Here is a 15773-nt window from a genome sequence, read left to right as displayed (position 1 = left end):
TCGAAATCATGAGGGCATCGAGGATGTAATGACAGGGGGCGTGTTGGTGTGATCGTGAAATCGGCAGGTCATGGTTGTGTCTCTCAAGCTGGACATAATAGGAACGCCCCGGCGATCCGGGTATATTCCTGCCCTGTCGTCGGACCGGCGATGGCGTGCCCGGTGTCATACGAGGCGAACACGCCGGTATCGACGGCGGGCGCAGGGCCCGGGCGGCAGACGGTGACACAGCGTCACCATGTTTTACGCAAGGGCAAAGGAACCGCCAATGCATATGATGGTCGATTCTGGTTAACCTTGGGTCATCCGAAAGCCTCATGATGGGCTGACCCCCTTTCAACTCAATTATGGATTGCGGCTCAGGCAGGGTCGTATCGTCTTAAAAGGAAAGTCTTGTCCATGGATCGAAGAACTCTACTCAAGGCGTCTGCTGCGCTCTCTGCGCTGGGCATGTCGACCAAGTCCCTGTTGGCGCGTGCCAGTGGCAACAATAACCGCGGGCCGGGCGAGGGCATCGGGCTGGCGCTGGATGAGAAGGGCACCGATTTCGACTTTGACTGGCTCAAGTCACACGCCCGCGAAATGGCGACCGCCGACTATCAGGACACGACCGAAACGCTGCCCGATACGCTGACGCTCGACAATCTTGATCCGCACGAATATCAGGCCATTCAGTACGACCAGGATCATGCCATGTGGTCCGACCGTGGCGATGCCGCGGTTCAGGCGCAGTTCTTTCACGTCGGCATGCAGTTCAACCAGCCGGTGCGCATGCACAGCGTGGTGGATGGCAAAGCCTACGAGATTCATTTCCGCCCCGAGCTTTTCACCTATGAAGGCACGGGCATCGATGTCGACCAGCTCAAGAATCACGATCTGGGCTTTGCCGGCTGGCGGGTATCGCGAAATCCCGATTTCTCGGCGCTGGCCAACGTCGTCTCCTTTCTGGGGGCCAGCTATTTCCGCGCCATCGACAAGAACAATCAGTTCGGTCTGTCGGCGCGCGGGCTGGCCATCGATACGGCCATGCCGGCAGAAGAGGGCGAGGAAGAGTTTCCGGTCTTCACGCATTTCTGGTTTGACGAGCCATCGGCCAACCGGGCCCGCTTTACCGTCTACGCCCTGCTGGACTCTCCAAGCGTGACGGGCGCCTACAGGTTCGATATCGACTGTCAGTCCGAACGGGTGGTCATGGGCGTGGAGGCCAATGTCTATCCGCGCAAGAGCATCGAGCGTCTGGGCATCTCGCCCATGACCAGCATGTTTTTGACCGGGACCAGCCAGCGGCTGCGTCGCGATACGGTCGTACCCCTGATCCATGACTCCGATCGGCTCTCGATCTGGAGCGGTGACGGCGAGTGGATCTGTCGGCCGCTCTATAACCCGGACGTTTTGCAGTACAACACCTTTGAGGATGAAAACCCGCGCGGGTTTGGACTGGTCCAGGACGATCACGACTTCGAGCACTATCGTGATGTGGTCAACTACTATCACGCCCGCCCGAGCCTTTGGTGCGAGCCGACCAGTGACTGGGGCAAGGGCTCGATTACGCTCATCGAGCTTCAGACCATGGGCGAAACGGTCGATAATATCGCTGCCTTCTGGCAGCCCGCCGAGCCGGTCGAGGCCGGCCAGGAGCTGAGCTACAGCTACAACCTGTACTGGAGTCCGCATCCGCCCGTCAGGCCCTCGGTGGGTCAGGTCGACAAGACCTGGACCGGTATCGGCGCGGTACGCGACGGCTGGATTCCCGGCGAGCATTCACCGGAGACCTGGGCGCGTCGCTTTGCTGTGGATTTCCGTGGCGCGCCCATCAACGACATGCCGGCCGATGCCGAGATGGAAGCTGTCGTGTCGGCTTCCACCGGCGAAACACAGGTCGTGTCGGTCACCAAGCTGGGCGGGCCGCTGCAGATGTGGCGCGCACAGTTTGACTGGTATCCCAAAAGCGAGCAGACCGACCCGGTCACGCTGCGGGTCTATCTACGCCAGGGCAATCAGACGCTGAGCGAGACCTGGCTTTATCAGTTCGTGCCCCCGGCGCCAAATGAGCGCAACTGGGATCACCACGGCTGATATTACAGGCGCCAGGTGTCGTGCGACGGGCCCTTCGGGGTCCGTTTTATTGATGTGATAACCCCAGAAAGTAACGTCTGCCGGTTGCGAGGCGTACACTAAAGAAACTATCCGCTGATCCATAAGCGCCGGGATTTTCAATGAGCGAGCTACTGCCGCGCCCCTTTGTCTTTCTTCGCCATGGCGAAACCTTTTATAACCGTGCCTGCCTCATTGCCGGCAGCCCGGATGTGCCCCTGACGCCGTTTGGCGAGTCCCAGGCGCGTGATGTCAGCACCGTGCTGGGACGCCGGGACTGGTCCCGTGTTGCCGTCAGCACCATGTTTCGGGCGCGCAAGACCGCCCGGCTGGCGCTGCCCGGCAGTGAACTTCATTTCCATGCAGGGCTTCGGGAGCGCCACTGGGGCGCGCTTGAAAAAACGCCCATTCAGGACCCCATGCCCTATTTCGACACGCCGGAAGGCGGCGAGGCCTGGGTGGACTTTCAGGGTCGGGTGCTGGATGTACTCAATGAGCTGCTGACACGCTTTGAATGCCCGCTGGTTGTGGCGCATTCCGGCGTTTTTCGAGTGATCTGCAACGTGACTCAGGGGCATCCCTACGGGGCGCGCATCGGCAATGTGGCACCTGTCCTGTGCCAGCCGCCGGCGCCCGGACAGCGTGTCTGGCAGCTTGCGCCGTGGCAGGGCTGGTAGCCCGGCAGGATGTCCGTATCCATGCTTCAGGGTGCCCGTACCAATGAGGGTTTCAGGGAGCGATCAGAGAGAGGCTTTATATGACGACAGTAGGCTATGGCGACGACCGGGTGGACGTTGGCGGGCATTTCCCCGCGCCGGGCGATGAGGCGGCGTCCTTTGTGTTGACAGGTCGGGAGATGAACGAGGTCTCGCTCGAGGATTTTGCCGGCCGGCGCAAGGTGCTCTCGATCGTGCCGAGTATCGATACCGGCACCTGCGCGACGTCCACGCGCAAATTCAATGAACAGGCATCAGGACTCGACAATACGGTCGTGCTGGTCATTTCGGCGGATCTGCCCTTTGCTGCCGGGCGCTTTTGTGGCGCAGAGGGACTGGACAACGTCATGATGCTGTCCACGTTTCGCCACCACGCCGAGTTCGTTCAGGCCTATGGGGTCGATATCCGCAGCGGTCGCCCGCGCGGGCTGTGCGCTCGCGCCGTGATTGTCCTCGACGAGCACAATCGCGTACTCCACAGCGAACTGGTCGATCAGATCAAAAACGAGCCCGATTACGAGGCGGCGCTATCGGCGCTGTAGGAAAAGGTTATGCCGGCTTTGGTTGTCAGGGCGTCAGGACTGACTATCCTTTCGATGAGTGTCCTGTCGCATCAACAGGACACAGGGACTTGTAATCACGATCTGTACCAGGGAGGCATGTAATGGCCATTCAGAAAAAAGGTTCTGCCCAATGGGAAGGAAGCCTGAAGCGAGGCAAGGGTGTCGTTTCCACTGAAAGCGGCGCGCTCAAGGAAAATCCCTACGGTTTCAATACCCGCTTCGAAGGCCAGCCGGGCACCAATCCGGAAGAGCTGATCGGCGCGGCACATGCCAGCTGCTACTCCATGGCCCTGTCCATGATCTTGGGTCAGTCCGACCTGGAGCCGGAAAGTATCAAGACAGAAGCCACGGTCACTCTGGATCAGGACGACAGCGGTTTTTACGTCAGCAAGGTGGCTCTGACCACGGTCGCTCGCATCCCGGGGGCTGATCAGCAGACTTTTGAGAAGGCCGCCAACGACGCCAAGGAAGGATGCCCGATCTCGCGTCTGCTCAATGCCGACATCACGCTTGATGCACGCCTTGAAGGCTGATTGCCAGGGTTGGTGAACCGGCAAGCCGAATAAAAAGGGGCCCCGCCACTGGCGGGGCCCCTTTTATATGGTCTGCCCTGACCAGGGCCGGCGCCGTCATGGCGTCTCGGGCTCTTCCAGAACGCCCGGGAAGATGTCATAGAAGGTGTTGGAGGCGATGCCGATCAGCACAATATCGTTGCCGATTCGGCGCCAGGCGTACCCTTCATAGCGGGGCAGGGCCTGTTTGACGCTGTCAGGCAGCTGCTCGCTGTCGACGTGATCCGGCAGCCGCTCACCCATCTTCAGTGGCTTCGCCACAGTGTCGAAGGTTCGACGCTTGAAGTCTTCCCTGTGGGCATTCAGGGTTCGAATAACCAGGTTGCGATCCACTTTCGGGCCGCTTTTGGCGTCGCGAACGGCGATCGCCCCGGGTGAGGCCTGATAGCCCTGTTGCGCCTGAGGGCCTGCCTGCACGTGACCCTGAAGCAGCGCCAGCAGCAGGCCGAGACTCAGGGGAATTGTCATAAACGCTGGACACATACGCATTCCAGTTTCCTTCCAGCAGAAATATTGAAGCCGAATTACATTGATTCAACGCGATGAAGGCGTCGGTGTAATCCTCATGATGATTGTGATGTCATACTTTCAAATGCTGCATACGCAAGGGGCCGCTTTCAAAGCGGCCCCCGTCAAACGGACGAGCAGATTCGGATAGCGCACCAGGCAGTCAATGCACCAGCCAGTCCTGTCCCGGACGGATAATGCTGGGTGCAGGCGCGGCGCCGTATTTCTCATAGTATGCCTGTCTCTGGCGCCATTCGGCACGCTGCAGGCGATGCTTGAGCTGAACAAAGCCTTCCTTGCGATCATATTCACTGTCATCGATCAGCATGGCGGCAGTCTGCCCCGACGATGAGCAGGGATTTACACCGCCATGTTGTACGGTATCAGCAGTCGTTGCGTTGCGTTTGAAAAGTTTCATGAGGCTCCCTCCCTTCCACTGTAACAGTCGTGTTTCTTTTATCATCTGTACAGTATCGGCATCGGCCTTGTCCCTGGCTGTGCCGTTACGTTCTGTGACAGTATAGATGGTTGAATCAGCAAAATTCACGCTTTCGCATCAATCCATTCGTACATATTAGCCCCTGATTGCTGATGCACTCGGCATTCGCGGCGATTTGCGGCAGTGAAAGGGCCTTTGGAAGCAATGCGGGCGCCCTGCGGCCCGAATCGAGTCTCACAAAAGCCATCGAAGGCAGAAGGGCGCTGCCTCGATGGATTCGACCCGTCGTTAACCCCTGGTCGTGTCCTGCTCGGTCATGATGTGTCCCAGCGACTGCATGAAGCGTTCGCCGCGGTCGAGCTGTTCCAGCGAAATGAATTCATCGGCCCGGTGGGCCTGTTCGATGCTGCCGGGGCCACAAATGACCGCCTGCAGACCGGCGCGCTGAAACTGCCCGGCTTCGGTGGCATAGGCCACGGCCTGTTGTTGCTCGTGTACCCCCAGTCTATTCAGCAGGGCCATGGCCCGGTCGTTGGCGCGATCCTCAAGCCCTGGTACGGTGTCGGTCAGCGTGGTGGTCTCGATGGCAAAGTCGGCGTTGACGGCCTTGAGCGTGGCTTCCAGCTCGTCGCTGTGTTTGCGAAAGCGCTCGAAAACGGCCTCGAACCCTTCCTCGGGCAGATGGCGAATCTCCCAGTCGAATTCACAGTGCTGCGCCATGATGTTGATGGCGTTGCCGCCGTGGATGGTCCCGACGTGCAGGCTTGAATGGGGCACGTTGAAAGCGTCATTGAGATGATTTTCTTCGGCCAGCTCGCTCATGATGTTCTCGATGCGACTGACCAGTCGCGCGGCGACGTGAATGGCCGAAATACCCTGATTGACCTGGCTTGAGTGGGCGGGTACGCCATGCACGATCGTTTTGAGCGTGGTAATGCCCTTTTGCAGCGTCACCGGCGCCATCAGAGTGGGTTCTCCGACGATGACGGCGGCGGGCTCGGGGTGGTGCACCACCAGATGCTCGATCATGCGCGGCGCGCCCAGACAGCCGATCTCCTCGTCGTAGGACAGCGCCAGCCAGATCGGACGTTGGAGATCCTGCTGTGACCAGCCCGGCACACCCGACAGGGCGCAGGCCAGAAAACCTTTCATGTCACAGCTGCCCCGGCCGTAAAGCCGGTTGTCCCGCTCGGTCAGGGTAAAGGGGTCGGTCTGCCAGGTCTGGCCTTCAACGGGCACCACATCGGTATGACCGGACAGCACCACGCCACCGGCCACGTCAGGGCCGATACGAGCCAGCAGGTTGAAGCGCTCGCCGTCATCGCTTTCGATGCGCTCATGCGTGATGTCATAAGCGTCAAGAAACCGTTCGACCCACTCGATCAGGGCCAGATTGGACTGTCGGGACAGCACGTCAAAACCGACAAGCGTTGCCAGAATGTCGCGGGCGGTACTCGGGAGGGAAGCAGGTGTTGTCGTCATGGCATTCTCGGCGCCTGGTCAATGAAGAATAACGGCCTGATACAACGCCATTGCTGGCAGGCCCTGACAGTGAGTGTAACGCAGCATTGATGCCATGAAAGTTCGCCTGGTCCGGGGAACTTTCGTCAACTTTGGTGAGTGATTTTTCTGGTATGATCAGCCCCGGCTCAGCCGACGCCGTCTCGCGTGATCCGCAGGCGTTGGCCGGGCGCATCGTGCGATCCGCGATCAGATTGACTTTGTAGATGTCACGCCAACGGTTTTTTCGATAGCGATTTTCCCATGAACAATGCCAATTCAAACGGACCATCGACGTCCGTGACGCGCCCGTTGGGCGCCCGCGATATCAAGACACTGGGGCTTTCCGCGCTGGGTGGGGCGCTTGAGTTCTACGATTTCGTTATCTTTGTTTTCTTTGCCGCCGTGGTCGGCCAGCTGTTTTTCCCGCCGGAAATGCCGGAATGGCTGCGTCTGGTGCAGACCTTTGGCATTTTTGCCGCCGGCTATATTGCTCGCCCCATTGGCGGCATCGTCATGGCGCACTTCGGCGACAAGCTGGGCCGCAAGAAGATGTTCATGCTCTCCATCATGCTCATGGCGCTGCCCACGCTGATCATGGGCCTTTTGCCCACCTACGCCACTATCGGTTATCTGGCCCCGGTTCTGCTGCTGGCCATGCGCATGCTCCAGGGCGCGGCCATCGGCGGCGAAGCGCCGGGCGCGTGGGTGTTTGTGACCGAGCACGTCCCGGCGCGTCATACGGCCTTTGCCACCAGTACCCTGTCAGCGGGTCTGGTCGCCGGTATTTTGCTGGGTTCTCTGATGGCGACCGGGCTGAACTACGTCATGAGCGAAGACACCCTCTACAGCTGGGGCTGGCGCGTGCCGTTTCTGGTCGGTGGTGTACTGGGTTTTGTGACGCTCTATCTGCGTCGCTACCTGCATGAAACGCCGGTGTTTACCGAAATGCAGGAGAACAAGTCCCTCTCCGAAGAGCTGCCCATGCGGACCCTGCTGCGCGACTATCTGCCGGGCGTGGCCATCTCCATGATTGCCACCTGGCTTCTGACCGCGGCGGTGGTGGTCACGATTTTGATGACGCCGACGCTTTTACAAAGCTTTGCCGGCATCGATCGTGGTCTGACGCTGCAGGCCAACTGCGTGGCGATCGTGTGTCTGATCATTGGCTGTCTAACGGCCGGGGCGCTGGCGGATCGCATCGGCGATGGCATTGTGCTGGTGCTGTACTGCGCCGGACTTGGCATCACGTACTTCTATTTCTTCTGGCTGATGCATTTTGATGTCTCGATGCTGTTCCCGCTCTATGCGCTGGTGGGCTTTTTTGGCGGACTGACCGGTATCGTGCCGGCCATTGCGGTCAAGTCCTTTCCGGCCGCCATTCGCTTCACGGGGCTTTCGTTTTCCTACAACGTGGCGTACGCCATCGCCGGTGGCCTGACGCCGATGATCGTGACCACTTCGATCGAACGCATGCCGATGTCGCCGGCCTGGTATGTGGCCGGTGTCATGAGCGTGGGCGTGGTCATGGGCGTTTTGCTGGCCCGGCGCCATTATCACTACCGCGCGCAGGCGGCGCACTGAGACAGGCTTTCCTGTCGCACGCTTATCAGCCAGGCTCATTCGAGCCTGGCTTTTTTATGTCCGTTTGAAGGACACAAGCGTCGGGCCATCATTTCATGGACAGTCATCTCAGGGAGAAGCAGATGGAGATCACGCTCAAGGGCAAAACGGCACTGGTCACCGGCGCCAATCGCGGCATCGGTGCTCACATGGCGGAATCACTGGCCCGTGCCGGTGCCAACGTGGCCTTTCATACGCGCAAGCCTCGTGATGAGGTCAACGAGACCGCCGAGCAGCTGGCAAAGGAGTGTGGGGTCAAAACCGGCGTGGTGGTGGCCGACCTTGGCGACCCGCAGGCGGTGGATGACATGTTTGAACAGTTCGACAGCCAGTTTGAACGCATCGACATCCTGATCAACAATGCCGGCTTTGAAAACGCCCACGCGCTGGAAGACATGCCGCGCGAGGACTGGCAGACGCTGATGAACGTCAACCTCAACGCGCCGTTTTACTGCTCGCAGCACGCCGCCCGGCGCATGAAAAAGGCAGGTCAGGGCGGTGTCATCATCAACGTCCAGTCCATCCATGATGAAGTAACCCGCAAGGGTGTGGCGCACTATAGCGTGGCCAAGGCCGGTCTCAAGACGCTGACGCGCGCTGCCGCCGTGGAGTGGGGCGAGTACGGCATTCGCGTGGTGGGCCTTTCCCCCGGTGCCATCCAGACCGATATCAATCAGGAAGACAACGAAGCGCTTGGCATCGACAACATGAACAGCTGGATTCCGCTGGGCTTTATCGGCGAGACGAAGGATGTCGCCGGCGTCACGGTCTTTTTGTGCTCGGAGCAGGCGCGCTATATCACCGGCACCACGCTCTATGTCGATGGCGCCTTCATGCACAACGTCATGCGTTATGACATGCGCCCGGACCATGACCTGGGCGTCTAGCCCTGTCGCATCGAGCCTCGGGCGCTTATAACCTCGCGCCTACCGCATGAAGGCTTCGCAGTTCCCGGCGGGGCAGGTAGGATAGGCGGCCCCACCGTCTGCTGTGCCGCCGGGAGTGCGATGTTTACCGTTTTGCATGCCAACCACCTCGAGGATCTGCGCGATCTGGCAACGGCCCTGTCGGAACGCGATCCGCTGGCGCCGCTCGAAAGCGAGACCTTTCTGGTCCAGTCCAACGGCATGGCACAGTGGCTGCAGCTGTGCCTGGCACAGCATCATGGCGTGGCGGCCTCGCTGGATTTTCCCCTGCCTTCAAGCTTTGTCTGGCGCGCCTACCGCGCCGTGCTCGGCGATGACATTCCCAAACGCTCGCCCTTTGACAAGGGGCCGATGACCTGGCGATTGATGCGGCTGCTGCCGCGTCTTTTGCGCCAGAGCGAATTTGCCCCTCTGGCCCACTATCTCGATGATGAAATGCCTGCGGACGGGCAGGCCGAGGGGGCGGCGCCCTGCGGCGAGCGCAAGAGCTATCAGCTGGCCTCAAGACTGGCGGACCTGTTCGACCAGTATCTGGTCTACCGGCCTGACTGGATGGCGGCCTGGGCGCAGGGTGAGACCGCGCCTTTTGATATCGCCCCGGTGGATCACTGGCAGCCCGTACTGTGGCGCGCGCTGCTGGAAGATGCTTCAGAAGAGGCGCAGCGCCATCACCGCGCGGCGCTGCACGACCGGTTTCTGGTGCAGGCACGCGCCCTTGAGGCGGTGCCGAAGGGGCTACCACGGCGGCTTTTTGTCTTTGGTATCTCGGCGCTGCCGTTTCAGCTGCTCGAAGCGCTGCACGCTCTGTCCGGCGTGATGGATGTGGTGCTGATGGTGGCCAATCCGTGTCGCTTTTACTGGGGCGATATCGTGGCCGACCGCGAAGCGCTGCGCGCCCGACTCAAGCGTGACAGCCATCGCCAGCGCCATCAAAACGCGCCCACCCTTGAAGGGCTGGACGTTGAGACGCTGCATCTCAGCGCCAATCCGCTGCTGGCCGGCTGGGGCGCGCAGGGGCGCGATTTTATCGAGGCGCTCTATGACTTCGAGGCCGACAACGCCTTCGACATGGAGCACGACATCTTTCGCGACCCGCAGCAGACGGCGCCGTCGAGTCTTTTGCACCAGCTTCAACAGGAGGTGCTGGATCTGGTCCATCCGGCCCGGCGCGCCGAAGAAGAGGGCGGCAAGCGGTTGATCGAACGCGATGACTGCTCGCTTGCCTTTACCCGCGCCCATTCGCCGCTGCGGGAAGTCGAGATCCTGCATGATCAGATGCTGGATGCCTTCGCCCGCGATGCGAGTCTGCGCCCGCGCGATATGGTCGTGCTGGTGCCGGATGTCGAGCGCTACGCGCCGCTGATTGACGCCGTGTTCGGGCAGATCCCGCGGGATGACGCGCGCTATATTCCCTATACGGTGTCTGACCGTATCGCCTCCGGGGCAAGCCCACTGCTGAGTGCGGCGCTGTCGCTGCTGGAGCTGCCCGAGCGGCGCCTGGGCGTCAGCGAGGTGCTCGACTGGCTGGAGGTGCCCGCCTTTCGCCGCCGCTTTGGCATCGAGGAGGACGAGCTCGAAAAACTCTCGCATTGGCTGGCCGGCAGCGGCGTGCGCTGGGGGCTGGACGGTGAACATCGCGATACGCTGGCGCTGCCGGGACTTTCCGAAAACACCTGGCAGTTCGGTCTGGATCGGATGCTGCTGGGTTTTGCCATCGGCGAGGGCAGCTTTGACGGCATCCAGGCCTATGACGAGATCGGCGGGCTGGAAGCGGATCTTGCCGGTCGGCTGGCCGAGCTGATGGCCCGCCTGCGGCACTGGTACCAGACCCTGAAAACGCCCGTGAGCATCGACGACTGGGTGGCGCGGCTGGAGGCGATGGTCGCGGCGCTGTTCGAACCCGTCGAGCAAAACGATTTCGATATTCTCGAGCGTTTGTCGCGTGCCGCCCGAACGCTGGCGGAGGAGGGCGAGTGCGGCGATTTCGATGAGGCGCTACCGCTGACGGTCTTTCGCGAGGCGCTGACCGACCGGCTGGACGAGGGCGGCCTTGCCCAGCGCTTTCTGGCCGGGCGGGTCAACTTCGCCACGCTGATGCCCATGCGGGCCATCCCGTTTCGCCATACCTGGCTTTTAGGGATGAACGATGGTGACTATCCGCGAGTGCGCCTGCCGCAGGACTTTGACCTGATGGCCACGCGCCATCGCAGCGGCGACCGCTCGCGACGTGACGATGACCGCTATCTGATGCTGGAGGCGATGCTGGCCACTCGCGAGGCGCTGACCGTTTCCTGGGTCGGACGTGATCAGCGCGACAACAGCGAACGTGCGCCCTCGATTCTGGTCAGCGAGCTGCTCGATACCCTGTCGATGGGCTGGCGAGCAAGCGCGGGTGACGATGAGACCGCGCTGCTGGCGCGTTTGATCACCACGCATCCGCTGCAGCCTTTCGCGCGAGCCTATTTCGCCCCTCCCAAAGCCGTCGACCCCGACGGGCGCCCGGCACGGCTTTATACCTTTGAACGCAGCTGGGAAAGCGTGCATCACCCCGTACCAGCCACTGCCATTGAACCGCTGGGCGCGGCCGCGCCGCCCGAGGCCGCCGCAGGGCTTGACGATCTGGAGCGGCTTTTGAGACGCCCCTGGTCGGTCTGTACGGCCGGGCGTCTGGGCATTCATTTTCATCCTGTCGCCTTGGCAGAAGAGGACGCCGAGCCCTTCGGGCTGGACGGGCTTGAGCGCTTTGGTTTTAAAAAACATCTGCTGGAAGGTGCCCGCCGCGAGCGCGATTTAAGCGAGATGCTGGATGAGTCGCGGCGCAAGGGCATGCTGCCGGCGCTGGGGTTTGGTGAGCGCCTGGCACAGGATCTGATCAAGCCGCTGAGACAACAGCTCAGCCAGTGGCAGGAGCTGACAGACGCTCTGACACCCGTCGAGGCGATGCGTGTCGAGTTGATCGACGAGGCCGGCACGACCGTGCTGGCGGATCGCATCGACGGTCTGTGGCGCAACGAGACAGGCGTGCTCCATCGCTGTGTGCTGGCGCCGGCGCACTTTGGCCACCTGCGTCGCGACCGTGGCGGGCGGCTGACGCATTACGGCAAGCCGCATCGGCTGATGCGGGCCTGGCTTGAGCAGCTCGCCCTGACCGCCATGGGCGAATCGGTCATGGCAACGGTCTTGTTCGAGGATCGACAGCTGGATCTGCCGGTCATCACCGTTGAGGACGCTCGCAACACGCTCTTTTCACTGTGTCAGCAGTGGCGCCGTGCCGGTGATGCGCCGGTGCCCACAACGCTTGAGCTGGCACTGGAGTATTTTGCCGGTTGGCCAAAACGCGCCGATGACGAAAGCGAGGGCGATTACCGAGAAGCGGGGCTTGAACGGGCCCGCGTCTGCCATGAGGAGGCCAGCTTCAACGGGCCGGCGGCGCTGTGCGAGCGTGAACCGATGATGGGGGAGCTCTGGCCGCGTTTTGATGCCCTTCGTGAGGCCGGTTTCGAGCACGCTACCCGAACCCTTTATGAGCCTTTCATGGAAACGCTGGCGGCGCTGGCCAATGGCGGGCGCGGCGCCGCGGGCGAGCAGGGCGCTTAAAGCCCCAGTTGATTGAGCCCCGGATGATCCTGCGGGCGAGGGCCGGGCGTGGGCCAGCGAAAGCGGCGCTCACCGTCCTCGATAGGGATCTCGTTGATGCTGGCTTCGCGGCGCACCATCAGGCCGTGCTCGTTGAATTCCCACATCTCGTTGCCGTAGGCGCGATACCACTGATCGGAGCGGTCGCGCCACTCATACTGAAAGCGCACGCCGATGGTGTTGTCCGTAAAGGCCCAGAGCTCCTTGCACAGCCGATAGTCGTTTTCGCGCTGCCACTTGCGGCGCAGAAACTCGATGATGGCCTCGCGCCCCTGAAAGAACTCGGTGCGGTTGCGCCAGCGTGAATCCTCGCTGTAGGCCCCGGCGACCCTTTCAGGCTGGCGGGTATTCCAGGCATCCTCGGCGGCGCGCACCTTCTGGCGGGCACTGTCTTTGTCAAACGGCGGAAGCGGCGGGCGGCTTTCCATGCGGCGTCTCCATCACATGAAAGAAAAGGGACGCTCAGGCTAGCATGTTCGCAGGGCCGCCGCATGACGCGGCGATGACATCATGAGGCTGCTATCCTTGTTGATATTCTACTTGTCTCCTCATTGGAGTTTCCCGAATGCGTCATCTCGATCTGCAGGTTATCCAGCAGGCGCGTGAGTGGGCCAGCGCTCATTCCACGATCTGGCTGTGCACCGTTTTAAGCACCTACGGCTCCTCACCTCGCGCGCCCGGCTCGATGCTGGTCGCCATCGGCGATGGCCGGCATGTTGGCTCGCTGTCCGGCGGCTGTGTCGAGGAGGCGTTCATCGAGAGCCTTCAGGACGGTGCCTTTTCAAAACCGGCCGCCGTGGTGCGCTATGGCGAAAATCAGGAAGAGAGCCAGCGTCTTCAGCTCCCCTGCGGTGGCGTGCTGGAAGTGCTCATCGAGCGTCTTGAGGTCAATGATGAGCTCAAGGTGCATCTGGAAGTGCTGGAAGCCACCCTTCTGGGTCGCAAGCGCCTGATTCGCCGGGTCGACCCCGAGACCGGCCGTTATCGCGTCGTCCTCGATGAGTCGTCCAACGGGCCGGTCGTGTCTCGTGATGATCAGGGCCTGGTGCAGATTCGCGTTGGCCCGGCCCTGCGACTGATTCTGGCCGGCATCTCGCCGGTGGCCGGCTTTTGCGCCCAGTTTGCCCGCTCGCTGGGCTATGAGGTCATCATCTGCGACCCGCGCGATGATGTCCGGCGCGATTTCATTGCCGCCGGGCACGGCGAGGGCGTCGAGGTACAGGCCGCGCTGCCGGCGCTGTTCATTGCCTCGGGCGCCTGTCACGAGGCCACCGCTGTCGTAGCGCTGACCCATGACCCGCGCATTGATGACCCCGCCATGATCGAGGCGGTTAGAACGCCGGCGTTTTATATCGGCGTGATGGGGTCAAAAAGAACCTCGCAAAAGCGCGCCGAGCGGCTCAAGCGCTCCGGCGGGCTGAATGATGACGACATTGCACGCCTGCACATGCCGATCGGCATGGATCTGGGCAGCAAGGCGCCTGCCGAAATTGCGCTGTCCGTGGTGGCCGACATCATGCGCGTGTTCAATGGCAAGGCGGGCAAAACGCATATCGCCGCTGCACCGGTCGCCACCGCGGTTTGATGACCGGCCTTGAAGATGATCGCGCTCCAGGGGCGCCCCGGGTACTGGGGCTGATTCTGGCGGCGGGGCACAGCCGCCGGTTTGGCAGCGACAAGCGCCTGGCCGATCTGGCCGGGCAGACCCTGCTGGCTGCAACGGTGGCCAGCCTGCAACCCCACGTGTCTTCCACAACGGTTGTGGTGCGCCACGGCGAGCGCCCCGAATCACTGGGCCTGCCGGCTCAGATCGATGTGGTGCAGGCGCCCGAGGCGCCCATCGGCATGGGGGTCAGTCTGGCGAGTGCCGTCACCGAGCTGCTCGCCTCGGCCGATCCCCGCCATCAGCGCTGTGAGGCGCTGGCCTTGATGCTGGGCGACATGCCCGCGGTCCATTCCGAGACCCTGCATGCGCTGATGGCGCAGGCCCGTTGCGACGTCATCGTGCGCCCGCGTTATCAGGGGATGCCGGGTCATCCCGTCGTGTTTGGACGAGACTTCTGGCCGGCGCTGGCCGCGCTCGACGGCGATGAAGGTGCCCGAGGGATGCTCAAGCGTTATCAGCAACACGTCGTGGTGCTGGAGGTGAATGATCCGGGCATCCTTGGCGATGTCGACACCCCCGATGCGCTGTCTTCTTTTAAATAAATCGAGATCCCATGGTCCGAGTTGCACTCTTTGCCGATGTTCAGAACGTGTATTACACCGCCCGCGAAACCTTTGGCTGCCAGGTCAACTACGCCGCGCTCTGGAGCCACGCCGTGGGCGAGGATACGGTCGTTGCCGCCTATGCCTACGCCATCGAGCGCCACGACCCGCGCCAGCAGCAGTTTCAGCACGCGCTGCGCGATATCGGCTTTGAAGTGCGTCTCAAACCCTTTATTCAGCGCCGCGATGGCAGCGCCAAGGGCGACTGGGATGTCGGGATCACGCTGGATGTGTTCGAGACGGCCGGCGAGGTGGATCGGGTGGTACTGATCTCGGGAGACGGCGATTTTGCCGAGCTGCTCTCGCGCATCCGACAGCGCTTTGGCGTCCGGGCCGACGTTTACGGCGTTCAGGCGCTGACCGCCCAGGCCCTGCGACAAGCGGCCGACCATTTTGTGCCCATCGAAGGCGGCCTGTTACAAAATACTCGGCGCTGAGCCGGTCGCGCCTGGAAACTACTGAACACTGTAGTGACGCCCCGCCAGACACGCGGCCAGCGCGCGATGATAGGTGCCGGCCTGCAGGCGTGAGGGCGGCTCAAGACTTGCTGCAGGATCAAAGCCGGCCTGATCGATGGCCCAGCGATGACATGCACCGCGGTCCTGCTGCTGCTGGTGCAGGCTTTGGTCGTTGATGGGGTAGGCAATGACATCGAACAGATCGGCCCCGGCCATCTGAACCTCTCGTGGAGTGGGCGTTGGCGTATAGCGGGCGTCGCTGGCGGAGGCTACAAACCAGGTATCGCGGGCAAGGTAGTAGCGCTGATCGCCGATCCAGATCGGGCGGGCGTCATCGGGCAGTCCGGCGCGATCGGAAACCGGCGAGGCGGCTGCGGCCGTCGTGGCGCACACCAGACCGGACAGCAGCAGGGCGCCGATCGAGCAGTGAGGCAGGGCAAGAGACTTGATCATGAACGGACTCCACGAACG

The 15773-nt window shown here is 61.8% G+C and carries 15 protein-coding genes; 10 read left to right on the top strand and 5 right to left on the bottom strand.

Features of this window, described 5'->3' with window-relative positions; translation table 11 throughout:
• Positions 1-399: 399 nt before the first annotated feature.
• The 4 genes from ACS92L_RS07000 (at position 400) to ACS92L_RS06985 (ending at position 3906) form a co-directional block, all read left to right on the top strand.
• Positions 400-2076, top strand: a complete 1677-nt coding sequence (locus ACS92L_RS07000; RefSeq protein WP_438768028.1) for a glucan biosynthesis protein — start codon at positions 400-402, stop codon at positions 2074-2076.
• Positions 2077-2216: 140 nt separating this feature from the next.
• Positions 2217-2771 (top strand): histidine phosphatase family protein, encoded by a 555-nt coding sequence (locus ACS92L_RS06995; protein WP_438768027.1) that lies wholly within the window; start codon positions 2217-2219, stop codon positions 2769-2771.
• An 80-nt stretch (positions 2772-2851) separates the two neighbouring features.
• Positions 2852-3352 carry a thiol peroxidase gene (gene tpx, locus ACS92L_RS06990; protein WP_438768025.1) on the top strand — a complete coding sequence of 167 codons (501 nt, stop codon included), beginning with the start codon at positions 2852-2854 and terminating at the stop codon, positions 3350-3352.
• Between the two features lie 122 nt (positions 3353-3474).
• The gene (locus tag ACS92L_RS06985; RefSeq protein WP_438768024.1) at positions 3475-3906 is read left to right on the top strand and encodes an OsmC family protein; all 432 of its coding nucleotides are present in this window, start codon (positions 3475-3477) and stop codon (positions 3904-3906) included.
• A gap of 96 nt (positions 3907-4002) precedes the next feature.
• On the opposite strand, the gene ACS92L_RS06980 is transcribed toward ACS92L_RS06985, so the two are convergent.
• The 3 genes from ACS92L_RS06980 to argE form a co-directional block, all read right to left on the bottom strand.
• A complete protein-coding gene (locus tag ACS92L_RS06980) occupies positions 4003-4428 on the bottom strand; it encodes a hypothetical protein (protein WP_438768023.1) in 426 nt (141 codons plus the stop codon).
• A gap of 187 nt (positions 4429-4615) precedes the next feature.
• Positions 4616-4999, bottom strand: a complete 384-nt coding sequence (locus tag ACS92L_RS06975) for a hypothetical protein (protein WP_438768021.1) — start codon at positions 4997-4999, stop codon at positions 4616-4618.
• 180 nt (positions 5000-5179) lie between these two features.
• Positions 5180-6373 (bottom strand): acetylornithine deacetylase, encoded by a 1194-nt coding sequence (argE, locus tag ACS92L_RS06970; RefSeq protein WP_438768019.1) that lies wholly within the window; start codon positions 6371-6373, stop codon positions 5180-5182.
• A 318-nt stretch (positions 6374-6691) separates the two neighbouring features.
• Here argE and ACS92L_RS06965 point away from each other — a divergent pair, with 318 nt between their 5' ends.
• The 3 genes from ACS92L_RS06965 (at position 6692) to recC (ending at position 12537) form a co-directional block, all read left to right on the top strand.
• Positions 6692-7975: an MFS transporter gene (locus tag ACS92L_RS06965; protein ID WP_438768018.1), complete on the top strand. Its 1284-nt coding sequence runs from the start codon at positions 6692-6694 to the stop codon at positions 7973-7975.
• 95 nt (positions 7976-8070) lie between these two features.
• Entirely contained in the window at positions 8071-8901 is an 831-nt protein-coding gene (locus ACS92L_RS06960) for an SDR family NAD(P)-dependent oxidoreductase (RefSeq protein WP_438768016.1), read from the top strand.
• A gap of 120 nt (positions 8902-9021) precedes the next feature.
• Positions 9022-12537 (top strand): exodeoxyribonuclease V subunit gamma, encoded by a 3516-nt coding sequence (gene recC, locus ACS92L_RS06955; protein ID WP_438768015.1) that lies wholly within the window; start codon positions 9022-9024, stop codon positions 12535-12537.
• Here the strand turns inward: recC and ACS92L_RS06950 are convergent.
• On the bottom strand, positions 12534-13004 hold the full coding sequence (locus ACS92L_RS06950; protein WP_438768014.1) for a DUF1348 family protein: 471 nt from the start codon (positions 13002-13004) through the stop codon (positions 12534-12536). The genes recC and ACS92L_RS06950 overlap by 4 nt on opposite strands.
• A gap of 137 nt (positions 13005-13141) precedes the next feature.
• Between ACS92L_RS06950 and ACS92L_RS06945 the strand changes: the two genes are divergently transcribed.
• From ACS92L_RS06945 to ACS92L_RS06935, 3 genes are read left to right on the top strand one after another with little or no spacing between them, the layout of a single operon-like run.
• Positions 13142-14161, top strand: coding sequence for an XdhC family protein (locus ACS92L_RS06945; RefSeq protein WP_438768012.1), 1020 nt, complete (start codon positions 13142-13144; stop codon positions 14159-14161).
• Positions 14161-14784, top strand: coding sequence for a nucleotidyltransferase family protein (locus ACS92L_RS06940; RefSeq protein ID WP_438768011.1), 624 nt, complete (start codon positions 14161-14163; stop codon positions 14782-14784). Before ACS92L_RS06945 ends, ACS92L_RS06940 begins: the two co-directional genes overlap by 1 nt.
• Before the next feature lie 11 nt (positions 14785-14795).
• The gene (locus ACS92L_RS06935) at positions 14796-15281 is read left to right on the top strand and encodes a LabA-like NYN domain-containing protein (protein WP_438768010.1); all 486 of its coding nucleotides are present in this window, start codon (positions 14796-14798) and stop codon (positions 15279-15281) included.
• A gap of 18 nt (positions 15282-15299) precedes the next feature.
• Here ACS92L_RS06935 and ACS92L_RS06930 read toward each other — a convergent pair whose 3' ends face one another.
• Positions 15300-15755 carry a hypothetical protein gene (locus tag ACS92L_RS06930; RefSeq protein WP_438768009.1) on the bottom strand — a complete coding sequence of 152 codons (456 nt, stop codon included), beginning with the start codon at positions 15753-15755 and terminating at the stop codon, positions 15300-15302.
• Positions 15756-15773 lie beyond the last annotated feature (18 nt).

The sequence above is a fragment of the Kushneria halocnemicola genome (assembly GCF_965650455.1).
GTDB lineage: Bacteria > Pseudomonadota > Gammaproteobacteria > Pseudomonadales > Halomonadaceae > Kushneria.
This window is presented reverse-complemented; position numbering and strand designations above follow the sequence as displayed.